We start from the raw sequence: 25,377 nt of genomic DNA, 5'->3' as shown, positions 1-25,377 counted from the left end.
AGGAGATTTTATGGGAAGAAAAAAGGTAGCAATTGTTGGCGGGGGAATAACTGGGCTTTCAGTTGCGTTCTACTTGCAGTCAGAAATTAAAAAAAATCATCTTCCAATAGATGTTGTGCTGATTGAAGCGAAGCCGCGATTAGGAGGAAAAATAGAAACGATAAAAAGGGACGGATTTATCATTGAAAGAGGTCCGGATTCCTTTTTGGAGCGAAAAAAAAGCGCTACGCAGCTTGCAAAGGACGTAGGGCTCGGAGATTATTTGGTGAACAATGACGTGGGGCAATCTTTTGTCCTTGTCGGCGACAAGCTCCATCCGATCCCGAAAGGAGCGGTTATGGGCGTGCCAACAAATATTGCTTCTTTCGCCACCTCCGGTTTGTTTTCGTTAACTGGCAAGCTGCGGGCTTCGTTTGACCTTTTCCTGCCGAAGAAAAAAGTGGACGGAGATCAGTCATTAGGCGGATTTTTTGGACGCAGGCTCGGCAGCGAAGTGGTTGAAAATTTGATTGAACCGCTTCTTTCCGGGATTTATGCAGGAGATATTTATAATTTAAGTTTATTAGCAATCTTTCCGCACTTTTATGAAATTGAACAAAAGCATCGCAGTTTAATTTTAGGAATGGCCAAGCAGGCGCAAAAGTCTAAACAAAAACAACAACAGGAGCAACATAAAGGGATTTTTCAAACCGTTTCAACTGGTTTGCAATCGATTGTTGAAGCTATAGAACGCCAATTGGATCATACGGTAGTGAAAAAAGGAATAAAAGTTTCGGAGATTAAAAAGGAAGATGATCTCTACCATTTGGAATTATCTGACGGAACTGTTGACAAGGCGGATGCGATAGTCATTACCGCTCAGCATGATGCTATTCCATCTATGTTTCCGAATGAGCAGCAAACACTCGCTTATTTCAAAAAAATGCCTTCAACATCTGTTGCAACCGTTGCAATGGCTTTTCCGGAAGAAGCTGTTCAGCTGCCCGCAGATGGAACGGGGTTTGTTGTTTCGAGAAACAGCGGCTATACGATTACTGCTTGTACATGGACCAACAAAAAATGGCCGCATACTGCTCCGAAGGGCAAAACGCTGCTAAGAGCGTATGTTGGAAAAGCAGGAGATGAAGCGGTTGTTGACCAGCCGGATGATGTGATCATTCAAACCGTTTTGGATGACTTAAATCGATTGATGCCGGTAAAAGGAGAACCGATTTTTTCTATTGTTACAAGATTGAGGGAAGCAATGCCACAATACATTGTCGGACACCTTGACAACATAAGAAATATAAAAAGTATTATGGGGCAAAAATACCCCGGAATATATTTAACGGGTGCTTCTTTTGAAGGATTGGGGATCCCGGACTGCATTGATCAAGGTAAAAAAGCGGTGAAAGATGTTCTTCAATTTTTACATTTGGGACAAGCTTAAAAGGCAGGCTTGTCTCTTATTTTTCAGAGGAGGCATCCATTTTAGCAAGTTTTGACGCTTCCGACTTCTGATCTTTAAAACGCCTTGGTTGGTTCCCATTGTTTAAAGTCCGACAATTCAAATTGAAGAAAATATATATTTGTTGAACAAGTTAGCATTTCTGTTTTTTTAGAAAAAGCGATCTGGAAAGATATAAAAAATTCATTGCACATCTGTTGACCATTGATCTATAATCAAAAGAAAATCAAGGGATCCCAAAGTTTTTGGAGGAATGAAAGTGGCTACAATTGAAGATGTGGCAAAACTGGCTGGTTTATCGAAAACGACAGTCTCAAGGGTGATAAATAATCAGCCTTACGTATCGGAGGAAAAAAAACAGTTAGTGCTAGAAGCAATGAAGCAATTAGGGTATGTACCTAATTCTTCAGCTAGAAGTTTAAGAAATCAAAAAACTGAAATTATTGCTGTCATTATTCCTAGGGTTATGAACCCGTTTTTTGGACAATTTGTTGAATCGCTGGAAATCGTTGCGTCTCAATACCATTATCAATTGATTGTTTGTCAAACGTTATATTCAGCAAAAAAAGAATTAGACTATTTAAACTTGTTAAAAACGAAACAAGTAGATGGAGTGATTATGACGACATTGCTAAATGGCTGGGAGGCTGTTGAGCCGTTTTTAGAATACGGTCCGATTATTTTATGCAACGAATTCGATGAACAGGCAAATGTCCCGATGATTCATATGGATCAAAACTACGGAGGGTATGTTGCAACTAAGCATTTAATCGATCAAGGATACAATAAAATTGCTTTTTGCTGCGGAAATGTAAACAGTAATGTTTCGAGAGCTAGGGAAGAAGGTTTTCGAAAAGCACTTCGTGAAGCCGGATTGTACCTTCCTGAGCAATATATTTTCCGAAATGTATTTACATTTGAAGACGGAAAAGATGTCTTGAGGAAAATGATGGAGATGGTTGAAGCTCCAACGGCAGTCTTCACAGGTTCTGATGAAGTGGCAGCCGGGATGATTTCTGAGTCAAAGAGACTTGGCGTCCGTGTCCCGGAAGAATTAGCGGTCGTCGGGTTTGACAATCAGGCTATAACTGAACTGATGGAGCCTATGATTACGACGGTTAATCAGCCGGTGAAAGAAATGGGTCATTTAGCAATGGAAGTGATGATGGAAAAAATAAAAACGAGACGGTATAAAGAGAGAGAGGTGCATCTTTTGCCTCTTACATTAATTGTAAGGGATTCTTCAAAGCTAGCCAATTACAATGTGTATTAGTACAGGTTAAGAGAAGAGAAAAAATATTCAGGCAATTCTTTTTAGAATTGCCTGAATAAATTTATTTTACATGTAAGCAATGATTGCATTTGTTCCCGTAGCATTCGTGCTGTTCTTCAATTTCTTTTCCGCATTCAATACATTTTTTTCTTGGCAAGTTTCTAAAAAATTCAGTGATTTTTTGTCCTAACATTTTTTATCCCCCCGTGCTGTTGTTATTAACATTGTATTATAACAGAATGAAAAATGTCAATACTGTTTTAAAACATTTTTTCTTATTGAGGAGGATTAGGGTGATGAAAGTAACAGTTGTAGGGTTCTGGGGAGGCTATCCAGAAGCGAATGAGGCTACATCAGGCTATTTATTTCAGGAAAAGGGGTTTAACCTGTTAGTTGATTGCGGAAGTGCTGTATTATCACAGCTGCAAAATTTTGTATCACTTTCAGATTTAGATGCTGTGATCCTTTCTCATTATCATCATGATCATATTGCAGATATTGGACCGCTGCAATATGCAAGACAAATTACCGGCATGTTGCAAAAATCAAACAAAATTTTGCCCATTTACGGACATAGCCTTGATACAAAAGAATTTGACAGACTCACACATTTGAATGTGACAAAAGGAATTTCATACGATCCTGATCAATCGATTTCGATCGGTCCGTTTACGATTACATTTTTAAAAACAGATCATCCTGTTGACTGTTTTGCCATGAGATTTACTTCAGGACATAAAACGGTTGTATACACGGCAGATTCAAGCTTTAAAAATGAATTCATTCCATTCAGCCAAAATGCGGACTTGCTTATATGCGAATGCAATATGTATGCGAATGAAGACGGCAAAAAGTTTGGGCATATGAATTCCCACGAAGCTGCGACAATTGCTAAGGAAGCAAATGTAAAAGAACTTTTGCTGACTCATTTGCCTCATAAAGGCAATCATGAAGAATTGATAGAAGAAGCTAAAACGATTTTTAATGGATCGATCAAGCTGGCGAAAACAGGGTTGTCGTTACATATTGATTAAAGAGAAATTATATTAGCAAAATTATGGGACAGCCTTTTGCCGAACATTTCATAAACTTAAAGCTACTTCCAAACTTCATTTTGATAGAATAGTGTTCCATTTTCTGTAAGGATGCAGTATGTTGGCATCCTTATTTTTTTGGAAAATTCGTCAGAAAATAATTGAAAATCAAAAATATATTGTTATAATTTAAAGCATAAAAGTAAAAAAGGGGGAAGAAAATTTTGAAAACTAGGATAGGAGCAATCGGAGGAATTTTTTTGATGGCGCTCCTCGTGCTGTCAGGTTGTGGAAGCAGCAAAGGGTCCAGCAGCGAAAGCAATAGTGAAGAAGGAAAGAAAGAAACATTTAAAATTGGTATCACTCAATTTGTAGCGCACCCGTCGCTGGATGAGGCATTGAAGGGATTTCAACAAGCAATTAAAGATAAAGGGTTAAATGTAGATTATGATATTCAAAACGCTCAAGGGGATCAATCGAATACCCAAACGATTGCGAATAACTTCGTCGGAGATAACGTCGATTTAATTTTTGCGAATGCAACGCCTAGTGCACTTGCTGCAGCAAATGCTACAAAGGATATTCCTATTGTATTTACATCCGTAACAGATCCTGTCGGCGCCGGGCTTGTGAAAGAGATGGAAAATCCAGGAGGGAATGTAACAGGAACAACTGATACCCATCCTGATGCCATACCGAAAACGGTGAAATTTATTGATCAATATTTAGATGGCAAAAGAATAGGAATGATCTATAATTCAGGCGAACAAAACTCTGTTGCGCAAATTGACCTTGTTAAAAAAGCGACAGAAGGAACGGATTTGAAAATTGTCGAAGCTTCTGTTTCTACTTCAGCTGAAGTGAAACAAGCTGCTGAATCTCTTGTCGGCAAAGTCGATTGTTTTTACATTATCACTGACAATACCGTTGTTTCTGCGCTTGATTCGGTCATTTCCGTTGCAAATGAAAACGATATCCCGCTGTTTGTCGGTGAATTAGATTCAGTCAAAAAAGGCGGTTTTGCTGCGTACGGGTTTGAATATTATGACATTGGCTATGAAGCAGGAGAAATGGCTGCAAAAATTTTAACAGAAGGGAAAAAGCCGTCTGAACTGCCTGTTCAATATCCGCAAAACTTAAAGCTTCTTATTAATAAAAAAGCAGCAGCTGAGATGAACGTTAAGATTTTAGACGAGTGGAGCAAAGAAGCAGAGTTTATTGAGTAATTTGGAAGGGTGTTTACATGCTGACAGCAGTATATGGCTCACTTGAGGCGGGACTTATTTACGCAATAATGGCTCTCGGAGTCTATTTATCTTTTAGAATATTAGATTTTCCAGATTTAACGGTTGACGGTAGCTTCGTTACTGGAGCTGCCGTCGCAGCCGTCATGATCATAGACGGAGCTCATCCTGTTATGGCGACGATTGCCGGAATGATTGTCGGCTTTCTAGCTGGGATCTTAACGGGAATTTTGCATTCGTATGGGAAAATTAATCCGTTGTTATCCGGTATATTAATGATGATCGCTCTTTATTCCATTAATTTGCGAATTATGGGAAAATCGAATGTTTCGCTTTTACAGGAGGAAACGCTTTTCTCAAAGCTGGCCGATGCGCTGGCACCGATCGATCAAGCCGTTAAGAGCGTCATTTCTTTTTCCCCGACCACATGGTCAGTCATCATTTCAATGGTGTTATTGGTCGCTTTTTTAAAGCTCATCCTTGATTACTTCTTAAAAACGGAAATCGGACTTGCTATAAGAGCTGTCGGAGATAACGAAGAAATGATTAAAAGTTTTTCGGCGAATACAAACTTTCTTAAAGTATTAGGATTAGGATTGTCAAATGGTTTGGTTGCTTTGTCAGGTGCGCTTGTCGCCCAATATAATGGCTTCAGCGATGCCAATATGGGAATTGGAATGATTGTGATCGGGCTTGCTTCCGTTATTATTGGAGAGGCAATTGTCGGCAGCAAGACGATTGTTCGGGCTACCTTAGCTGTTATAATCGGTGCTGTCATTTATCGTTTCATAGTCGCCTTTGCATTTAGATTTAACTTTTTTGAAACAGGCGATATAAAATTAATTACAGCTTGTATCGTCATTTTGGCGTTAATCATCCCGCGATATTTTGAAAAACGGCGTGAGAAAAAAAGAAAATTGGCAAGAAAGCGGGGGGAACAAGTTGCTTCAGCTAAAACACATTCATAAAGTGTTTAACGAAGGGTCATTGGATGAAAAAATCGCCTTAGATGGAATTCATTTAGAGGTCGAAAAAGGCGATTTTATTACGATTATTGGCAGCAACGGCGCAGGGAAATCGACTTTGCTGAACATCATAGCTGGAAAGCTGTTTCCCGATGAGGGGGAAGTCTGGCTTGACGGCGTAAATATAACAACACTTCCTGAGCATAAACGATCAAAATATATCGGCAGAGTGTTTCAAAATCCGTTGTCAGGCACATCGCCGACGTTGACCATTGAAGAAAATTTGGCGATCGCTTACGGCCGTGTTCATAAACGAACTTTGGCCAGAGGTGTAACGAATAAGCGGAAAAATTATTTTAAGGAGCAGCTGTCGCTTTTAGGGCTTGGATTAGAAAACCGTTTAAATGCGAAAGTAGGATTGCTGTCAGGCGGGGAAAGACAGGCGTTGTCGCTTTTGATGGCAACATTTACGAAACCGAAAATATTATTGCTTGATGAGCATACAGCCGCATTAGATCCCGCACGCGCAGAGGTCGTCCTGTCGCTTACGAAAAAATTTATTGAAGAATATAATTTAACAACGATTATGATTACACATAATATGCAGCAGGCGATTGATCTAGGAAACAGATTGCTGATGATGAATCGCGGAAAAATCATTTTTGAGGCATCTGCTGAAGAAAAAGTAAAACTGACCATTCCGAAATTAATGGACGAATTTGCCAAAATTCAAGATGCAGTATCTGACCGGGTGCTCTTAAGCTGATATTTACCTCTTTCCATTCAGGGGAGAGGTTTTTAAATGCAATTTTGTTCAATATATAAAACAAATGTATGATATAATAAACAAAACATAAAAAAGGAGGAAAACATGAAGCCGATTCAGCAAATTATTGGGGAAAATTTTTGTAAAATCCGAAAAAGGATGGCGCTAAGCCTCGACAAGGTGTCTGAAAAGACAGGCGTTTCCAAAGCGATCCTTGCACAAATTGAAAGGGGGGAAGCGAATCCGACTGTCTCCACACTGTGGAAAATAGCGAACGGACTTCATGTATCATTTTCCGCTTTGATGAAGGAGGAGGCGCCAAGCGTTCAAAAAATATCTTTATCAAACATACCGGCTATATCTGATGATGATGAAAAGTATAAAGTATACCCGATGTTTACGTTTGAAATCGGCAAGCCGTTTGAGGTGTTTGAAGCACATTTAGAGCCTGGACATGTCCATCAATCGGATGAACATGCGTATGGGGTGCAAGAAATTTTGTTCATTCAAAAGGGAGCTTTAGAAATTGTAATTGATGGATGTTCTTATGTTGTTCGCGAAGGGGAAGCGATCCGATTTGCAGCGGACAAAAAGCATGATTATAAAAATATAACGGATCAAAAAGTTAAATATTATGTGATCATTTATTATCCGGAAAACTAGAAATGGAGGTGATTCCGATTGCATTCGACAGCATTGGCAAAATATAAATCGGAATTAATCCAAGGCATTCAAGCAGGAATCAGCATTGCCATCGGCTATTTCCCCGTTGCCATCGCTTTCGGCCTTCTTGCTGAAAGAACGGGACTTTCGATTGCGGAAACGGTGATGATGAGTGCAATCGTTTTTGCAGGAGCGGCTCAATATATGTCATTAAGCCTAATTGCTGCGCATGTTGGTGCTTGGGAAATTATTATGACAACTTTCATTGTAAACATCCGCCATTTCCTTATGTCAGCATCATTAAATGAGAAAGTGGAGAAAGACTCCATATGGATAAAAGCTCTGTACGGCTTTGGTGTAACAGATGAAACATATGCAGTTGCGGCTGTCAGACAGGAAATGGTCACAGCACCATATATGTTTGGACTATGCTTGATGGCATATAGCAGCTGGGTGATCAATTCTGGAATCGGTTATATAGTTGGAGAAAATTTGCCCGCTTTCTTACAGGAAAGCATGGGAATTGCTCTATATGCCCTATTCATCGGCTTATTGGTTCCTTCATTAAAAAAACATCGGAAAATTATCGTACTAGCTTTATTATCTGCAGTGATAAATTCCGTTTTATTGACGACCGGACGGCTGTCTATAGGCTGGTCTATTGCATTGTCGTCCTTATTTTCCTCCGTTGTTGTGGAATGTATCTTTAGAAAATTAGAGGTGCAGCAAGATGAATAGCCAAATATTTTGGTTGATTATCGGAATGGGCGTTGTGACATACATACCGCGAATGCTTCCTTTTGTTATCTTCAGTCAATTACATCTCCCTCCATTTTGGCAAAATGTATTAAAAAATGTACCATATGCAACATTAGGTGCATTGATCGTGCCCTCGGTCTTTTTTATTCACGAGGATTTCCTGTTTGGAGCAGTCGGTGCATTTACAGCGTTCATTGCTGCTTATTTCGGAGCCAACGTCTTTTTTGTAGTTATGTGTTCAATTGCCGTTTTATCTTTTTACAGCTTCTTTTTCTAAATATTTTGGAAAAGCAGTTCTATTACGATGTTTTTTTATCTAAACTACTAAAGGAGGGAGTTAAGCTCAAGGGGGTATTCGGCTTGAAAAAGAGTCTTCTAACGATCATTTTATTATATGCAGTTTACGGTTTGGTTTTATACTTCTATTTATTCTTCTGGACGGGTTATGAGCTGCCGAAGGGAATTGAAGGTACTGCTGCTGATCCGAAAACGTTTTTAACGACAGAGGAGCTGCAGATGTCAGAAAATTATTCACAATTGAAAAATTTGTTATTTTTCATATCCATTCCGTTAGAGTGGATCATCTTTTTTATTGTGCTAAGCTTTGGGATTTCAAAAACATTTCAGCAATGGGCGGAAACAGCATCCCGTTTCTTTATAGTCCAAACAGCTTTATACTATTTTTGGCTGTCATTGCTTGTCACTTTACTAACATTACCTGTCAGCTGGCTGAACTATAAACTGTCAAAGGATTTTCAAATCTCGACCCAGACGTTGAACTCGTGGCTGAAGGATGAAGTGACCGATTTTCTTGTGAATTATGTTTTAATGGCGGTTGTCGTCACGTTTCTATACATCATTATTCGAAAATTTGAAAAGCGCTGGTGGCTTTGGGCATGGTTTGCATCGATACCATTCACATTGTTTATAATGTTTATTCAGCCGGTAATCATTGATCCGCTGTACAACGATTTTTACCCGTTGAAAAATAAAAAGCTGGAGGAAGAAATTTTACAGCTAGCTTCCAAAGCAGATATTCCCGCGGAGCATGTGTATGAAGTGGATATGTCCTCCAAAACAAATGCGTTGAACGCCTATGTGACAGGAATAGGATCAAATTCGAGAATCGTTTTGTGGGATACGACGTTAAATAAATTAAGCGAAGATGAAATATTATTCATTATGGCTCATGAGATGGGACATTATGTGATGAAGCACATCTATATCGGAATAGCCGGGTATTTGCTTCTTTCCTTGGCAGGTTTATATATCATTCATCGGTTAATGATTTTTTGTACAAATCGATGGGGAAAAAGGCTGAACATTCAATCTATACGTGAATTGTCGTCGCTTCCTCTATTTCTTTTGCTGCTGGGGATGTTATCGTTCGCTTCAAGCCCTATATCCGGCATAGTATCAAGGTATCAAGAGAAACAGGCGGATTTATATGCAATTGAAATGACAAAAAACGAGGAAGCAGCTGTAAAAACATTTCAACATTTGGCGAAATTTAGCCGCAGCGAAATAAATCCGCCGAAAATAGTGAAATTTTTACGTTACGATCATCCGCCTCTGATTGAACGAATAATGTATATCGAAAATATAAAAAATAAAGAATAAACTCCTTGTTTATACAGGGAGTCTTATTTATTTTTAAATCTGTGATTTTAGCAATATAATATTAATGTTTGTCATTGCTTTTTAAACTTCCAAAAAGTATTTTTATTGATAAAATATAGGATGAGATTAGTATGAATGAAAGAGTGATCATAGATGAGCTGGTTGTCAAAACTGTTGCGGTTGTTTTTCGATAATCAGGAAGAAGAATATGAAAGAAAGATAGATAAAAACAATTCTACTGAAAAAATAAAAGATCAATCATTAACTGACGATAGATTAGAGATGCAAGCTAGAGTTACATATCAATATCCGAAAGGAAACTTTCGGTTTCCGCTAATATCCGATGAAGAAACATTGCGAGAAACGAGACGCCCAGCGGATGCGGCAAAATCAAAAGCAAAAACATCTTCTGAACGCAAGCAGTCTCGACTGAATAGTGCACAAGGCGCACAAAAGGAAAGAAAATCTTTTCAGCCAACGGAAATCCCTTCACCGATTTTTGGATTTGGACCAAGGAATAGAGATGATTTATTTTTCAAAAAAATTGAAGAGCAATATCAGCAACAGACGGACATAGACGTACATGATATTTTCATCAATGATCTGGAAAAACAAAAAGAAGTGCAAAGGGAGTTTGCTGCAGCAGAAGAAATAGAAATAAATGAAATGATAAAATATGAAAACGATTATGAAAAAGAAATATCAAAAACACAAGATCACGAAGCTGAGGATTCATATTTTGAAATAACAGCACCGCCTTCGGAGGATAAACAGCGGGAAGCTGAGAAAGCTCAATCGGTCGAGGCTTCAAAGCTGGAGATGGAATCAAAGCAAGAGACGCATCTAAAACAAGAGACAATTCTAAAACAAGGGACGAATCTAAAACAGGAGACAGATCTAAAACAAGGAACAGATCTAAATCAGGAGGAGGGTCCAAAACAGGAGACGAGCCTAAAACAGGAAGCGGATCCAAAGCATTTAGAGAAAAAGTCTGATGACAGACGAAAGCCTGTTTCCAGAGGAAAGCTTTCATCAAATCAAAACGAAAAGACAATTATTCCATATAATGTCATTATGTTTGGGCAAGATAAACGAAAGCTTGAAGTAAAGGAAAAACGGCAAAATTATTTGTTTCCGCCGCTCACCCTCCTGAACGTTCAGCCGTTTGAGGAAGAAGCGGATGATCAGTGGATAGAAAAGCAAAAGAATTTGCTCGATCTTACGCTGCAAAATTTTCATGTCAATGCAAAAGTGGTCAATGTGTCACAAGGACCTTCCGTCACGAGGTTTGAGGTTCACCCTGAACCCGGCGTAAAAGTGAGCAAGATAACTAACTTGATAGACGATATTAAATTAAGCTTGTCTGCAAAAGACATCCGGATTGAGGCTCCGATACCGGGGAAAAACACAATAGGGATTGAGGTGCCAAACCGGAAAAGCAAAACGGTTTTTTTAAGAGAGATTTTACGGTCGAAAGCTTTTCAAGCCAACCGCTCTCCGTTAACGGTTGCTCTGGGCCTCAGCATTTCAGGGGAGCCGATTGTGACGGATTTGAAAAAAATGCCGCATGGTTTGATTGCGGGAGCTACAGGGTCAGGAAAAAGCGTTTGTATCAATACGATTTTAGTCAGCCTGCTCTATAAAGCAACTCCAAATGATGTGAAAATGCTCCTCATTGATCCAAAAATGGTGGAGCTTGCACCGTATAACCGCATACCTCATCTCGTCAGCCCTGTTATTACGGATGTAAAAGCAGCTACTGCTGCACTGAAATGGGCGGTAGATGAAATGGAAAGAAGGTATGAATTATTTGCCCATGTAGGCGTTCGAGATATCGAGAAATTTAATGAACGAGTCGGCGACAAGGAAAAGGAGAAACGATTGCCGTACATCGTGATTGTGATTGACGAGCTCGCTGATTTAATGATGGTTTCGCCGAACGATGTGGAGGAGGCGATTTGCCGGATTGCCCAAAAAGCGAGAGCTTGCGGCATCCATTTATTAATTGCCACACAAAGACCGTCTGTTGATGTTATAACCGGTTTAATAAAGGCGAATATTCCTACAAGAATAGCATTTTCCGTATCATCGCAAATAGATTCAAGAACGATTCTTGATACTTCCGGTGCAGAAAGACTCCTAGGAAGAGGAGACATGCTGTTTTTAGAAAACGGTTCTGCAAAACCGGTAAGAGTTCAAGGAACTTTTGTTTCTGATGATGAAATTGATCGCGTCGTTCACCATGTAAAAAACCAGATGGCGCCCAATTATTTGTTTAAACAAGAGGAATTGCTTGCGAAAACAAATTTCCAAGCAGAAGAAGATGATCTTTTTTATGAAGCCTGCGAGTTTGTTGTAGAGCAGGGGCATGCTTCGGCTTCAAGTCTTCAACGCCGTTTTCGAATCGGTTATAATAGAGCGGCCAGATTGATTGATTTAATGGAGGAGCAGGGGATCATTTCCCCGCCGAAAGGAAGCAAGCCGCGAGACGTGCTAGTGTCAGAAGAACAATTGAAAACAATAAAAGAGAGTAGTTGAGATGTACTGAACATGATATTATTAAAATGTTGGGCTGATTTTGGCAATGCCGATTTAAAACGATATACGTTGCTTTCAATTAGGAAACACTAAAAGTATACAATATTGCGTTATGAAGCTTGCAGGAAATAAATATTATAGTTGCAAAACTAGTCATTCGTCATATATTATTTTACAGATAGACGATTGTTGGAGGTTCTTATATGACTGCTTATCATTTTGTTGGCATAAAAGGAACAGGGATGAGTGCTTTAGCTCAAATCCTTCATGATATGAATGAAAATGTACAAGGATCTGATATTGAAAAATATATTTTTACACAAAAAGGCTTGGAGGAACGGGGAATTCAAATATTTCCTTTTTCGAAAAATAACATTCACCCTGGTTTAACTGTAATAGCTGGTAATGCTTTTCCAGATACACACGAGGAGATTGAAGAAGCAAAGAGACTTCAATTGCCGGTTTACCGCTATCACAAATTTTTAGGGGAATTGATGAACAAATTCACAAGCATAGCAGTAACTGGCGTGCACGGTAAAACATCTACAACCGGTTTACTGTCTCATGTTATGCAAGGTGCTTTTCCTACCTCATACTTGATTGGAGACGGAACGGGAAAAGGAGTTCAAAACAGCAAATATTTTGTCTTTGAAGCATGTGAATACCGGCGCCATTTTCTATCCTATCATCCGGATTATGCGATTATGACGAACATTGATTTTGACCACCCTGATTATTATCGTGATCTGGATGATGTTTTTTCAGCCTTTCAGCAAATGGCTTTACAAGTGAAAAAAGGAATTATCGCTTGCGGAGATGATGAGCGTTTACAGGAAATACAAGCGAAAGTTCCGGTATTATATTACGGTTTTCATGAGGAAAACGATTTTCAAGCGAGAAATGTGGTGAAAAGCACAACGGGAACTGTATTTGATGTATATATTCGGAATACGTTTTACGGCACGTTTGAAATTCCTGCATTCGGGGATCACAACGTTCTAAATGCGCTGGCGGTTATTACGTTATGCCAATACGAAAATATTGGAATTGATGTTATTCAGGAGCGCGTCAAAACGTTTAAAGGCGTAAAAAGAAGATTCAGCGCCAAAAATTTCGGAGGACAAGTGCTGATTGACGATTACGCCCATCATCCTACGGAAATAAAAGCAACAATTGAAGCTGCGCGGCAAAAATATCCTGACCGGGAAATTGTTGCTGTTTTTCAGCCTCATACCTTTTCAAGAACACAGTCATTTCTTAATGAGTTTGCGGATAGTTTAAAAAGCGCCGACAAAGTATACTTATGCGAAATTTTTGGCTCTGCCCGTGAAAACATAGGGAACCTCACGATTAAAGATTTGCAGGCGCAAATTGAACATTCAGAGTTAATCGATGAGACGAACATTAAAGTTTTGAAAAAGCATGAAAGCAGCGTTATTTTATTCATGGGTGCAGGAGATATTCAAAAATATCAAGATGCCTATGAAAAGCTGTGTGTTTAAAAAAGAACGACTGTAACAAAAAATGTTACAGTCGTTTTGTTTGTGCGCCCGGCATGGGTGTAATCTATAGGGTGAAAGTCCCGAGCTGCGAAGGCAGAAGTAGCAGTTAGCTTAACGCAAGGGTGTCCGTGGTGACGCGGAATCTGAAGGAAGCGAGCGGCAAACTTCCGGTCTGAGGAACACGAACTTCATATGAGGCTAGGTATCACTGGGTGAGTTTGCAAGACAAAACAAAGCCCTTTCTGCCGAAGGTGATACAGAGTAAATGAAGCAGATGGATGGAAGGAAAGATTACACTCTTACCCGGGGAGGTCTGGCTGGCACGCCAAGTAACCTTGGTAACCTATCTAGTGATAGATAGCTGAACAGTCAGAAGTCAGCAGAGGTCATAGTATTAGTTGGTCTAGAACAACTAAGAAGGACCGAACAATTAAGAGAGAATAGCCCTTGGCATTCAGTGAGTCATGATGAACACAGAAAACGTAGTACCTCACTTGAGGGAGGAAGCGGTGAATCCCGTGGGAGATCTCTTGGAGGGTGGAGTGACCACTGGCATAAAGAGAACAGCTATTCACGGAAGTTATAAAGACTTGCGTCAATTATCTTAATTGAACCGCCGTATACGGAACCGTACGTACGGTGGTGTGAGAGGACGGGAGTTAATCGCTCCCTCCTACTCGATTTATAGCGAAGAATGCACTATTTTAAATTCTCAGGATTTAGCTGCTCCAATTCCGGAATGACAAACAGCCCGTCTTTTCGGATCAATACGTCGTCAAAATAAATTTCTCCGCCTCCATATTCCGGACGCTGAATGACGACCAAATCCCAGTGGATATTGGAATGGTTGCCATTATACGCTTCATCGTAGCATTGCCCTGGCGTAAAGTGGAAGCTTCCAGCGATTTTTTCGTCAAACAGAATGTCCTGCATCGGGTGAAGGATGTATGGATTGACACCGATTGCGAATTCACCGATATATCTTGCTCCTTCATCTGTATCCAAAATGCTGTTTAATCGTTTTGTATCATTAGCTGACGCATCAATGATTTTTCCGTCTTTAAATGTTAACCGAACATTTTCAAATGTAAATCCTTGGTACGGAGAAGGCGTATTAAACGTAATGGTGCCGTTCACAGAATTTTTAACAGGCGCTGTAAATACTTCACCGTCAGGAATATTCATGCGTCCTGCACATTTAATCGCAGGAATATCTTTGATTGAAAAAGTCAAATCAGTGCCAGGGCCTTTAATATGTACTTTGTCAGTTTTGTTCATCAGTTCAACAAGCGCATCCATCGCTTTATCCATTTTTTCGTAATCAAGAGTGCAGACATTAAAATAAAAGTCTTCAAACGCTTCTGTGCTCATTTTTGCAAGCTGTGCCATGGATTCATTCGGGTATCTGAGAACCACCCATTTTGTTTTCGGAACGCGGATTTCACGATGCACCTTTTGCCCGATTGTTCTGCCTTCCAGCTTCATTTTTTCTTCTGGAACGTCAGCAAATTCATTAATGTTTTTGCCTGATCTGAGGCCTATGTATGCGTCCATTTCTTTCATGACATTTGCTTCGAAATCAGCCATCATTTCGAATTGTTCTTCTTGTCCTCCAAGCAATAAAGCTCGGTTTATTTGATGATCTTTAATGGAAACAAACGGATGCCCGCCAGCTTTGTAAGCCTCGCGGATGAGAGCAATCACAAGCTCCTTCTCAAGACCAAAGTTTTCAATAAGCACTTTTTCGCCTTTTTGCAGTTGGCATGAATAATGAATTAAAATTTTTGCCAATTTTTCGATTCTTGGATCTTTCAACTTGCCGGCCTCCTTTTTTTTCGTTATACAATAATATTGTAGCGTTTCCTGATTGGATTTAAAACTTGTTCTATTTTTGATATGATCGAAAGGATTCAATTGACAAAATGTCGAATAGATAAATGATTGCAGATTTTATGTTTGCATTCCGAAAAATTAGGGAATTGTATTATTGGTTTTACTTGGAGGTGCAGCAGTTGGAATTCATATTATATGCAAGCATTGCGCTAATAGCTGTAGCTTTTACAGTGTTAGTTGTTTATTTAGCCAAAACATTAAAATCTCTGCGCATTACACTCGATCAAGTAGCCGGGACGCTTGCGGGCCTTGAAAAGCAGGTGGAGGGCATTACAAAAGAAACAACAGATTTGCTTCATAAAACAAACCAATTGGCGGAAGACATTCAGAAAAAATCTGAGAAGGTCAACTCAGTGGTGGATGCCGTAAAAGAGATTGGAACATCCATTCAACAATTTAATCGGTCTATGAAAAAAGTTTCAGCGAGTGTAACTGGACAATTGGAAAAAAATGAAGAAAAAGTTGCTCAAGCCATCCAGTGGACAAATGCTGTGATGGAATTGATTGATAAAGTAAAGCAGAGAAAACGATCAAAGAAGCAAACTGATTAATTAATTTTACTTAAAAAACAGGAGGCGCAAACATGTCAAAAAAAAGCACGAATAAAAAAGGGTTCATAATAGGTTCTATTATAGGCGCTGTTGTTGGGGCAGCTTCCGCATTATTGCTTACGCCAAAGTCAGGAAAAGAGCTTCGCGAAAATTTTAATGATCAGGCGGGAAAAGTGAAGGAAAAAACATCAAAAATTACAAGCGAAGCATATGAAAAAGGAGTACAGTTTATCAGCTTGGCAAAAGAAAAATCACAAAATATTCAACAGAAAATCCAAGAGCAGTCTGAGGGCTTGGTAAAAAAAATAAAGGAACGAAGCAATGAAAATGAAATTTCTGAAAAAGAAAATCCTTCAGATTCCGCTGACACCGAGCTTGACGACGAACAAAGTCAGAAAACAGAAAATTTGACTGACACTTCACAAGCCTCAGATGAAGAGCTTCAAAGCGAAAACAATAAAGAAACAAAGTCATAGGTTTGGCAAGACAATCATCATCGGCAAACAAGCCGATGATTTTCGTTTACAGGAAAATAGGCAGCGAATAGAGGAAAAGAGCGTGAAAATTTTCATGGGGAATATTTTTCAAACAGTGTTACAAGTCCATCAGCCGGCAAGGTTTTCAAGAATTTTAAGCTTTTGCTGCTGATTGCCAAAGCCCTAATCATTTAGTTTACATGTACAAGAATTGTCCGATTCCATAACTGAAACATAACATAAAATAAACCCTGAATCCGTGACAAAACATCTTTACAATGGTCGCAAACCGTTGATACGATAAGGGAAAACGACGTTGACGATTCTTCATCAAGTAGGTGATGTGATGAAAGATTTCCCGATTCGGTTTGTATTGACAGATGAAGCGATTACCCCAAGTGCTGGGCTTGCTCTCGTTGGCTACTTACTCCATCGAACGAAACTGGATAAACGGGTAAACGCACTTCGGCTTCCAACGGTTCGTCGAGAAGTGCACATTTCCCATAGCGATGTCATTCGCTCGATGATTGGCTTGCTTGCCACAGGAAAAACGGATTTCGATCATATCGAAGCGTATCGTCAGGACGATATCTTTTCGGCATCGATGGGGATTCAGCACGTGCCTTCCTCTCCAACCTTGCGACAACGACTCGATCAGCTCGCTTGTCTTCCGATGACCGAAACGATTCTTTGGGAGGAGTCCATACGTCTGTTGATTCAACGACATGCCACTTTGTCCCCTTGTTGGACCAAAGGAAAGACGACATGGCTTCCCCTTGATATAGATGGTTCCCCATTTGACAACTCCGATACGAAAAAAGAAGGAGTCAGTCGAACGTATAAAGGATTTGACGGTTTTACACCGTTGTTTGCGTATGCAGGGAAGGAAGGGTATCTCGTTCATGCCGAGTTGCGTCCAGGGAAACAACATGTGCAAGACAACATGCCCTCGTTTTTAGTCACCGCTATCCGTCGAGCTCGTCAACTGACTTCATCTCGTCTGCTTGTTCGCATGGATGCAGGAAACGATGCAGAAGCGAATGTGCACGTATGCCTAAAGGAAGACGTGGACTTTGTCATCAAGCGAAACTTACGCCGAGAATCGAAAGCGCTTTGGTTCCAGATCGCTTCGCAAAAGGGCAAACGTGTCGATGATGGACAAAGCGAAGGAGTACAAACCTATGAGCTATGCCTTCCACAGAAGGCAGCGATCGATGGAAACACGTATACGTACGTTCAAGTCACCCAAGTGACGGAACGGACGATGGAACGCAATGGACAGCTGATGCTCGTTCCTGATTATGAAGTGGAAAGCTATTGGGTGCGGCTCAAAGGATACGAGCATGTTCGAATGAGCGATGTGCTCGCGTTGTATCATGACCATGCGACATGCGAACAGTTTCATAGCGAACTGAAGAGCGACTTAGATTTAGAGCGGCTTCCATCTGGGAAGATGAAAACGAATGCGCTCGTGTTGGTCATGGGAGCCTTCGTTTACAATCTTCTTCGTCTGATTGGACAAGATCTATTAAGCGATCCGAGACATCCGTTGCACCACAAAGTGAAACGCCGCCGCATCAAGACGATTATTCAGACGGTGATCACGATGGCAGGGCGACTCGTCCGTCGATCACGACAGATCTGGATGAAACTGACGCGAAGGAGTGGCTATAGCGAGCCCCTACTGAACGTCTATCAGAAATGGAGAGAGGTAAGATAACGAACGAATGTTCGGGAACTGATGTCCAACGTCACTCCCTGTGCTTTTTTGTCTATTTTTTGGTTCGTATACCTAAAACAGAGATTTGTTCCATTTTCGGAAATAGAGATGACATAGGTCATAAGCATAAAAGGGGTTTATGGATTATCAATCCATCAAAATTACAACAAAATCAAAGTCGATTTCAATTCATCACGGATTCAGGGAATAAATTTTAGTGACATTATTTGGTAATATGTAATCGGATGGCTTAGGGGAAATTCGAGGTTCCCCTAAGCTGTTTTTATTTTCGCTAAGTTTTGGGTAATGAATATTCGGTTTCTAAAGTGATAGAAGGATCGATAACCGAAAGAAATGCGTTTAATCACTTTGATTTTGTTATTAATCCCCTTCTAAAATGCCGTTGTTATAATCGTACTTTAGCGTATTCTCGACGTAATTGATGTATTTGTTGATTGTCTTGATGGCGATTTTCATATAGCTGGAAACGATATTTTGTTTATTCTCTAATGTTTTCTTTAGGAGCTCAAAGTCTTTGGTTTTGATGCAATGTTGCACGTATTGATATAGCTCATAGGACGCTTTTAATTCAGAATCTAAATCAATGAGATAGTGGAGTGTGTATGGCAAAATAAAAGTGCAGAGCTTTGCAAAGGAAAAATGCAGAGTCCTGCACTAAATTTTTGTGCATAAACAAAAAAAGACTTGCCAGTCACCCCAAGTCCCACTACAGTAATTGTGTCAAGCAATTGGTAGTGGAGGTAAGAAAGGATGCTAGCAATGTCTGATATTAATTGTATCAAACATTTAAGAAATAACAAAGGTTTATCTATTTCAGAAATACAAAGAACAATGGGAATTAATTGGCGAACAGCTAAGAAGTATGCGGATGAAGATCAACTCCCTAAACAGAAATCATTTAAAAAGAAAGGGATGATGTATGAGGAAAAGTGGGGAGTAATTGTTTCAGATTGGCTGTTTGAGGATTTAAAGTTAAGGAAAAAATTAAGAAGAACAAAGAAACAAATATTTGAAGAACTAAAGGAAATGGGTTTCCAAGGTTCTTATCGTACTGTTTGTTACTTTATCTCTGAATGGATGAATACTCACCAAGAAGAAAAGGATAAAGGGTATGAAAGATTAGAACACCCTCCGGGTGAAGCTCAAGTAGACTTTGGAGTAATGGAAGCTGTACAAGATGGAGAAATTGTGGATATTCATGCTTTAGTTATGACGTTTCCTCATAGTAATGCTGGATTTGCAGTACCGTTACCAGCTGAAAATCAAGAATGCTTCTTACATGGTCTCAATCTTCTTTTTAAACAGGTTGGGGGAGTACCTAAAAGGATAAGTGTAATGCACCCCTTTGTCAAGACACAAATTGATAATATTTAAGTTATCCATTCTCTCCTTTCGCTATGAATGTGGTGCGTGTGCGATAAAGGCTTGACATGGAGCCTCTACGGGCACGATTTTTTGCGCTGGAGCGATGGACAGATAACATCGCATGGCTAAAACAGCCTATCATGCCCGTCTCTCCATATAAAGCCTCTCATCACGTTCGATGGTTAGGATGCTTGAACCATCTTAGGTTGCTTGTACACTGTTGCTGGCGTCAAATAGTCCAAGGATTGGTGAGGTCGGTCTGTATTATAGAACGTAACATAGCGTCGAATGCCTTTTCGCAACTCTTTAGGATTATCGAATTCATTGAGATAGATACATTCATACTTTAAAGCTCTAAAGAATCGTTCCGTACGACTATTGTCTGTTGCTCGTCCTTTGCCATCCATTGATACCTGGATGCCATACTCTTTCAACAGCCCGAGATAGTCAGCGTTTGTAAAATGGCTGCCCTGGTCACTATTGATGATGGCCGGCTTACCATGACGCAATGCCCGTTTAAGACAGTTGATGACAAATCCTTTCTCCAGCGTACTAGATAACTCGTAATCGATCACTTTGCGGCTGAACCAGTCGATGATGGTAAACAGATACATAAAGCCCCGTCCCATACGAAGGTAGGTGATATCCACTCCCCACACATGGTTCGGATGGGTGATCTCCAATCCACGGAGCAGGTAAGGTCGGCAGTACTTGGCATGTAGCCTCTTACTAAGGTTGGGTTTAGGGTAAATAGCTTGTATACCCATAAGGCGCATGAGACGGCGTACGCGTTTACGATTCACATCAAATCCTTTCTCACGAAGTTTCGCAGTCATGCGCCTGTAGCCAAAGTAGGGATGAGCTGTATAAAGCATATCCATTTCGTGCATGAGCATGATGTTTTCTGAGCTTTCTGTTTGCCCCTTTGATTGGCGATACACGCTAGTACGATGAATACCTAATAACTGTGCCTGACGCTTGATGCTGATCGATGGGTGATTGAATTCGACCATAGCCTTTCGTTCGTCAACAGACTTATTTGAGCCCAGATTTTTTTTTCAGCCAGTCAACTTCAACCGTTAACTGACCTACCAATTTCTCTAAATTTTCTTGTTTGGCCTCATATTCTTTACGGATTTTATCCACTTCGCTTGAGCCTTTTTCAAAGACCATCGAGGATCGTTCTAGAAATTCTGCTTTCCAACGACTGACCATGACTGGGCTTAATTCATATTTGGCGGCTATTTCATTGACGGTTTGCTCTTCACGCAACACCTCAAGAACCACCTTAGCTTTAAATTCTGCGGTATATCGGTTTCTTTTTTTCATGGTATCATTATAACTTATTTATCACGCTCATGTGTCTCACCTTATGGGAGCATTATAATTGGTGGGGAAGTTTTATTTTTGGTTTAATTACATGGTTTGCAAGTTCGTTATTCCTTGTATACATGCGAGATCATAAAAAGGAAAGCAGAGTATCAAGCATCAAGTCGCAACATTGATAAAGAGGCGCAGAGCAAAAAGCCAATGGAACCATGAGTAGCGAATATAGAAACCTGGCACGATACTGAAGTGACCCAGTAAAATGGGACAAGGAAAAAATACCTCCTGAATCGAATGTAACTTACTTCGATTTGTGGAGGTGTTTGTCTTATGGGGACAAGAGTTCATTATCCAGAGGAGATCAAGTGGAAAGCTATCGAGATGAAACGAGCAAGGTATACCAACCGAGAAATTATGGAGACGTTAGGGATTAAAAATAAGACGCAGATCAAGACATGGATGAGATGGTATAAACATGGTGAAACTCATCGGTTTTCTCAGCCTGTAGGGAAGCAATATGTATGGGGGAAAGGGGCACAGGAATTAAATGAAATGGAGCAGCTCAAAATGCAAAACCGTCAGCTAGAAGCACAATTGGAAATCCTAAAAAAGTACAAGGAACTCGAGAGAAGATGGTGCCAGAAGTAGTGGTCCAAGTTGTAAGAGAGTTAAAAGACAGATATCCTGTTACCCTTATCTGTTCTTGTTTAGGAATTCCAAGATCGACATATTATCGATGGGAAAAGAAATGGGAAGAGTTCATGATGGAATCAGAGTTAGAACGGTTGATTCAAGAAATTTGTGTAAAGAATCATTATCGTTATGGTCATCGCAAGGTAAGAGAAGTCCTACGGCTTAAATATGGAATCAAGTTGAATCGCAAAACCGTACAAAAAATCATGCAAAAACGGAATCTTCAATGCCGTGTGAAGAAAAAACGTCAAAATTGGATCAATGGAGAAAGTAAAATCATCGTACCGAATCGTTTAAACCGTGATTTTACGGCTTCTCAACCAAATGAAAAGTGGGTAACGGATATCACTTATTTGCCGTTTGGTACTTCGATGCTTTACTTGTCAACCATTATGGATTTATACAATCATGAGATTATTGCCTATCAAATCAGCGACCGACAGGATGTTCAGCTAGTGTTAAAGACACTAGAAATGGCCGTAAACGAGCGACAACCAAAACAAGTGTTATTCCATAGCGATCAAGGGGCGGTCTATACGTCTTATGCTTTTCAACATTTAGCCAAAGAAAAAGGCATTACCACGAGCATGTCCCGTAAAGGAAACTGCCATGATCATGCCGTAATAGAATCGTTTCATTCTTCATTAAAGGCTGAAACATTCTATTCACAAGAAAAACAAAATCTCACTAACTCTATTGTAAAACAAATGGTTCAGAATGACATCTATTATTATAATCAAATTCGAATTCAGGCCAAATTAAACTACCTGTCTCCTATTGAGTTCAGGAAACAGGCAGCATAAGTGTTTTTTCTGTGTCTCAAATAGGTGGGTCAGTCCATGCCCCGTGACGGTGTTTTACCAACACCTTATTGAGCAGGGGGAAATCGAAAAACAACTTGTATCTTAGTTTACTATATATCGATTGTGCAAAAAATACAACCTCGTGGGGAAAGAAATTTTACCGATTCCTGAACGAAAACGGTTTGCGTACGATCGAGTCAATGAGTTATGGCAAGGGGATTTGTCCCATGGTCCAATGATACGAGAGAACGGAAAAGCGCAAAAAACATTTTTGATTGCCTACATCGATGACTGCTCGTGGGTCGTACCGTACGCCCAGTTTTTCTCTTCCGAAAAATTTGACGGGTTGCGGATCGTGACCAAAGAAGCGCTGCTTCGGTACGGGAAGCCGAAACGAATTTATTCGGACAACGGCAAAATTTATCGATCGGAGACACTACAATATGCTTGCGCAGAATTAGGGATCACGCTCATTCATACGAAGCCATATGATCCACAGAGCAAAGGGGAAAATCGAGTGATTTTTTAGACGGTGCAAACTCGGTTTTCCCCGTTGTTGGAGATGAAACCGGCTACGTCGCTTCAAGAGCTGAAAGTGGTTCTAAAATAGTGTGCTAATTTACAGTAATAGGGGAATCTAAAATAGACTTTTTATCCAATTAGGATCTGAGACATGTAGTAAGTTTTTGACTTTTGTTGCGACTATATCGTAATCTTCTTGATTCTTTGCAGTTTCATAGTCAAACCATTGGGCATCTGGGTCATTTAAATTTTCACTAAGCCTATATCGGTCATTTACATCATGTGCCGTTACTTTATTAGGAGGTATTTTTTCTCCCCAACTGGTTGTAACTCCATCAGCTGGACAAACAGCTAATTCTACTACAAAAGATCCACCATGACGATTAAATTGAAAAGTAATGAGGTCAATATTATCTTCATTTTGCCTTCTAAAGTGAGGAAACGACCCTTTAAAGCCATGTTCTCGTAAATATGGAACAACAATATTTTTTATTGAATTAGTCATATTTTGACGGGCGTTTGTAGTCATGTTAATGATTTCCCTCCATTTTCATTATATTATTCAAATGTCTTTTTAATAGAGGGATTCCTTAGTAGTTGGTAAAAGTTGTTTTTAGGAATCCCTTTTTTATTAACAAAAAAATTTATAATTATTTATCATGAATTTTATAGGAAATTCCTTTAGATTTCAAATAATCTTTTACAGCCTTACTAGCACCTATTTTCCCTGTCTTATCACTTCTAAAGAAATGCCATTGAGCTCCCTTAACATCCTTTACGGATTTATCTTTAATTAATAAGTAGTCTTTATCAATCTGTTTTTTAATTGTTTTAGTTAATGTAACATAACCTACCTTGGATTCATGAGCAATACCGGAAGTATCGAGTACGTCTATGTATCTACCACCTAGACTAGTTTTTTTATAAACTTGAGTACCTTTGACTTTTACTAAAGTTTCTAAATACTTTTCTCCAGCTTTACCACTACTAAATGATTTCTTAGCACTTTTTGCAGCGGATTTAGTTACTTGTTTCCCTGTTTGTTTAGAGAAAAATTTAATTCCCCCACCAATTATTCTTACAATTACAGCTACTACTGAAGCCTGGGCATCATCTTCAGAAATAGTTATTTCTTCACCAGTCTGTTTATCTACTAAAAGAACTTTAAATTCTTCCTCTGTATTTTTAAGTATTCTTACATCATAATATGTTTCTTCTATTCCGTTTCCATAATCCAATTTAGAACTAACTGTAATATTATTACCGTTTAAAGATGAATCAAGTATTAATTCTGCATCATATTCATCGGTATCAATATTTAATTGAAGTTCAATTCCATCACTATTTAGATCTTGGATCGTAGGATTTATATTACTAGCATTACTTCCTAATGTGTCTTCTAATACACTAGTGTAACCATTAATCAAGTCTGATTTTATTTCTTCTACGATTTCTCTCTCATTTAAAAGACTATCTACTAATTCTTTGTTATCAAGCAATGTATTTACAGTATTTTCATTAGAAGAAATTGTATCTATTAACTTATCGTCTTCTAAGATATTTTGTACAACACTATCGTTTGTTAAAACTTCGGTAACTAGATATGGTTCTTCTGCAATAGTATTTACTATACTCTCATTATCAAATATTTCGTTTACTAAAATAGGATCTTCGGCAATTGTACTAGAAACTTCTTCAGCTTTTAAAACTTCTTTGCCAATTGCAATGTCCTCGGTAATAACGCTTAAGCTTGACTCGTCTTCAGTGAGGATATTATTGATGCTTTCATCATTTTGTAATACTTCGTTTACTAAATTAGAATCGTTCACAATTGTATTTACAACGTTTTCGTTTTCAAGGATCTTATTTATTAAGCTAGGTTCCTCTACAATTGTATCAATAATAGTTTCATTTGATAAGACTTCTTCAACTAGATTAGAATCTTCACTTATTACATTTAGAACATCGCTATTATCCAAAATTTCCTTGGATAAATCAGTAGTATTAGCAATTGAATCTTTAAACTCTTCAGATGTAAAAAAATCTAGTAGTTGATTTTGTAGTTCAGTACCTTGAGACTCATTATAGTTGTTTGCTGATTCAGCGTAAACGATATTAGCTACACCAGAGAAGTTAGATATTAGTAAAACAATTATAATTAGTAGACTTAAAAACTTTTTCATTTTCAAATCCCCT

Annotated in this window: 23 protein-coding genes and 1 pseudogene; 18 read left to right on the top strand and 6 right to left on the bottom strand. The window is 39.2% G+C overall.

Annotation, left to right across the window (positions count from 1 at the left end):
- Positions 1 to 10: 10 nt before the first annotated feature.
- On the top strand, positions 11 to 1,429 hold the full coding sequence (gene hemY, locus NSU19_RS14930) for a protoporphyrinogen oxidase (RefSeq protein WP_094244633.1): 1,419 nt from the start codon (positions 11 to 13) through the stop codon (positions 1,427 to 1,429).
- Between the two features lie 277 nt (positions 1,430 to 1,706).
- A complete protein-coding gene (locus NSU19_RS14925) occupies positions 1,707 to 2,720 on the top strand; it encodes a LacI family DNA-binding transcriptional regulator (RefSeq protein WP_339197135.1) in 1,014 nt (337 codons plus the stop codon).
- Positions 2,721 to 2,781: 61 nt separating this feature from the next.
- On the opposite strand, the gene yhfH is transcribed toward NSU19_RS14925, so the two are convergent.
- Positions 2,782 to 2,913 (bottom strand): protein YhfH, encoded by a 132-nt coding sequence (gene yhfH / locus NSU19_RS14920; RefSeq protein WP_065095529.1) that lies wholly within the window; start codon positions 2,911 to 2,913, stop codon positions 2,782 to 2,784.
- Between the two features lie 103 nt (positions 2,914 to 3,016).
- Here yhfH and NSU19_RS14915 point away from each other — a divergent pair, with 103 nt between their 5' ends.
- From NSU19_RS14915 to murC, 10 genes are all read left to right on the top strand, one after another.
- The gene (locus NSU19_RS14915; RefSeq protein ID WP_063387324.1) at positions 3,017 to 3,754 is read left to right on the top strand and encodes an MBL fold metallo-hydrolase; all 738 of its coding nucleotides are present in this window, start codon (positions 3,017 to 3,019) and stop codon (positions 3,752 to 3,754) included.
- A 263-nt stretch (positions 3,755 to 4,017) separates the two neighbouring features.
- Positions 4,018 to 4,980, top strand: a complete 963-nt coding sequence (locus NSU19_RS14910; RefSeq protein ID WP_063387481.1) for an ABC transporter substrate-binding protein — start codon at positions 4,018 to 4,020, stop codon at positions 4,978 to 4,980.
- Positions 4,981 to 4,997: 17 nt separating this feature from the next.
- Positions 4,998 to 5,966 (top strand): ABC transporter permease, encoded by a 969-nt coding sequence (locus tag NSU19_RS14905; protein ID WP_094244634.1) that lies wholly within the window; start codon positions 4,998 to 5,000, stop codon positions 5,964 to 5,966.
- Positions 5,941 to 6,729, top strand: coding sequence for an ABC transporter ATP-binding protein (locus NSU19_RS14900; RefSeq protein ID WP_063387326.1), 789 nt, complete (start codon positions 5,941 to 5,943; stop codon positions 6,727 to 6,729). The genes NSU19_RS14905 and NSU19_RS14900 overlap by 26 nt, the downstream gene beginning before the upstream one ends.
- A 105-nt stretch (positions 6,730 to 6,834) precedes the next feature.
- Complete coding sequence (locus tag NSU19_RS14895) at positions 6,835 to 7,392, top strand: XRE family transcriptional regulator (protein WP_339197133.1); 558 nt, start codon at positions 6,835 to 6,837, stop codon at positions 7,390 to 7,392.
- Positions 7,393 to 7,410: 18 nt separating this feature from the next.
- The gene (locus NSU19_RS14890) at positions 7,411 to 8,130 is read left to right on the top strand and encodes an AzlC family ABC transporter permease (protein WP_094244637.1); all 720 of its coding nucleotides are present in this window, start codon (positions 7,411 to 7,413) and stop codon (positions 8,128 to 8,130) included.
- Entirely contained in the window at positions 8,123 to 8,428 is a 306-nt protein-coding gene (locus NSU19_RS14885) for an AzlD domain-containing protein (protein WP_066248892.1), read from the top strand. Before NSU19_RS14890 ends, NSU19_RS14885 begins: the two co-directional genes overlap by 8 nt.
- Positions 8,429 to 8,511: 83 nt before the next feature.
- Positions 8,512 to 9,771, top strand: a complete 1,260-nt coding sequence (locus NSU19_RS14880) for a M48 family metallopeptidase (RefSeq protein WP_066248889.1) — start codon at positions 8,512 to 8,514, stop codon at positions 9,769 to 9,771.
- A gap of 153 nt (positions 9,772 to 9,924) precedes the next feature.
- A complete protein-coding gene (locus tag NSU19_RS14875; RefSeq protein ID WP_339197129.1) occupies positions 9,925 to 12,309 on the top strand; it encodes a DNA translocase FtsK in 2,385 nt (794 codons plus the stop codon).
- Positions 12,310 to 12,512: 203 nt separating this feature from the next.
- Complete coding sequence (gene murC / locus NSU19_RS14870; RefSeq protein WP_063387332.1) at positions 12,513 to 13,811, top strand: UDP-N-acetylmuramate--L-alanine ligase; 1,299 nt, start codon at positions 12,513 to 12,515, stop codon at positions 13,809 to 13,811.
- Between the two features lie 699 nt (positions 13,812 to 14,510).
- On the opposite strand, the gene NSU19_RS14865 is transcribed toward murC, so the two are convergent.
- Positions 14,511 to 15,626: an aminopeptidase gene (locus NSU19_RS14865; protein WP_066248885.1), complete on the bottom strand. Its 1,116-nt coding sequence runs from the start codon at positions 15,624 to 15,626 to the stop codon at positions 14,511 to 14,513.
- A 197-nt stretch (positions 15,627 to 15,823) separates the two neighbouring features.
- Here NSU19_RS14865 and NSU19_RS14860 point away from each other — a divergent pair, with 197 nt between their 5' ends.
- The 3 genes from NSU19_RS14860 to NSU19_RS14850 all read left to right on the top strand — a co-directional run bounded on the left by NSU19_RS14860 (position 15,824) and on the right by NSU19_RS14850 (position 18,451).
- The gene (locus tag NSU19_RS14860; protein WP_063387334.1) at positions 15,824 to 16,255 is read left to right on the top strand and encodes a DUF948 domain-containing protein; all 432 of its coding nucleotides are present in this window, start codon (positions 15,824 to 15,826) and stop codon (positions 16,253 to 16,255) included.
- Positions 16,256 to 16,287: 32 nt separating this feature from the next.
- Positions 16,288 to 16,731 (top strand): YtxH domain-containing protein, encoded by a 444-nt coding sequence (locus NSU19_RS14855; RefSeq protein ID WP_063387335.1) that lies wholly within the window; start codon positions 16,288 to 16,290, stop codon positions 16,729 to 16,731.
- 346 nt (positions 16,732 to 17,077) lie between these two features.
- Positions 17,078 to 18,451 carry an IS1380-like element ISGsp2 family transposase gene (locus NSU19_RS14850; RefSeq protein ID WP_339195758.1) on the top strand — a complete coding sequence of 458 codons (1,374 nt, stop codon included), beginning with the start codon at positions 17,078 to 17,080 and terminating at the stop codon, positions 18,449 to 18,451.
- Positions 18,452 to 18,723: 272 nt separating this feature from the next.
- Here the strand turns inward: NSU19_RS14850 and NSU19_RS14845 are convergent, their stop codons facing one another.
- Positions 18,724 to 18,819, bottom strand: a complete 96-nt coding sequence (locus NSU19_RS14845) for a hypothetical protein (RefSeq protein WP_339197125.1) — start codon at positions 18,817 to 18,819, stop codon at positions 18,724 to 18,726.
- 412 nt (positions 18,820 to 19,231) lie between these two features.
- Between NSU19_RS14845 and NSU19_RS14840 the strand changes: the two genes are divergently transcribed.
- On the top strand, positions 19,232 to 19,846 hold the full coding sequence (locus NSU19_RS14840) for a hypothetical protein (RefSeq protein ID WP_339197122.1): 615 nt from the start codon (positions 19,232 to 19,234) through the stop codon (positions 19,844 to 19,846).
- A 173-nt stretch (positions 19,847 to 20,019) separates the two neighbouring features.
- Here the strand turns inward: NSU19_RS14840 and NSU19_RS14835 are convergent.
- A protein-coding gene (locus NSU19_RS14835; RefSeq protein ID WP_339197119.1) for an IS3 family transposase occupies positions 20,020 to 21,166 on the bottom strand; the annotation gives its coding sequence in 2 pieces (ribosomal slippage) (positions 20,020 to 20,895 and positions 20,897 to 21,166; 1,146 coding nt in all).
- A 327-nt stretch (positions 21,167 to 21,493) separates the two neighbouring features.
- On the opposite strand from NSU19_RS14835, the gene NSU19_RS14830 reads away from it, so the two are divergent.
- Together NSU19_RS14830 and NSU19_RS14825 are read left to right on the top strand one after the other, a co-directional pair.
- Positions 21,494 to 22,659, top strand: a protein-coding gene (locus tag NSU19_RS14830; protein ID WP_339197115.1) for an IS3 family transposase whose coding sequence is annotated in 2 segments (ribosomal slippage) — positions 21,494 to 21,770 and positions 21,770 to 22,659 — 1,167 coding nt in all. Because the reading frame shifts where the segments join, the coding sequence is not laid out codon by codon here.
- 40 nt (positions 22,660 to 22,699) lie between these two features.
- Positions 22,700 to 23,185, top strand: a pseudogene (locus tag NSU19_RS14825) (DDE-type integrase/transposase/recombinase); the annotation flags it as partial.
- A gap of 111 nt (positions 23,186 to 23,296) precedes the next feature.
- Here the strand turns inward: NSU19_RS14825 and NSU19_RS14820 are convergent.
- Positions 23,297 to 23,710, bottom strand: a complete 414-nt coding sequence (locus tag NSU19_RS14820; RefSeq protein ID WP_339197112.1) for a DUF4304 domain-containing protein — start codon at positions 23,708 to 23,710, stop codon at positions 23,297 to 23,299.
- Between the two features lie 121 nt (positions 23,711 to 23,831).
- A complete protein-coding gene (locus NSU19_RS14815; RefSeq protein ID WP_339197109.1) occupies positions 23,832 to 25,364 on the bottom strand; it encodes a hypothetical protein in 1,533 nt (510 codons plus the stop codon).
- Positions 25,365 to 25,377: the final 13 nt, after the last annotated feature.

It is taken from the genome of Aeribacillus sp. FSL k6-2211 (assembly GCF_037966125.1).
In the GTDB taxonomy this organism is placed as follows: domain Bacteria; phylum Bacillota; class Bacilli; order Bacillales; family Aeribacillaceae; genus Aeribacillus; species Aeribacillus composti.
This window is presented reverse-complemented; position numbering and strand designations above follow the sequence as displayed.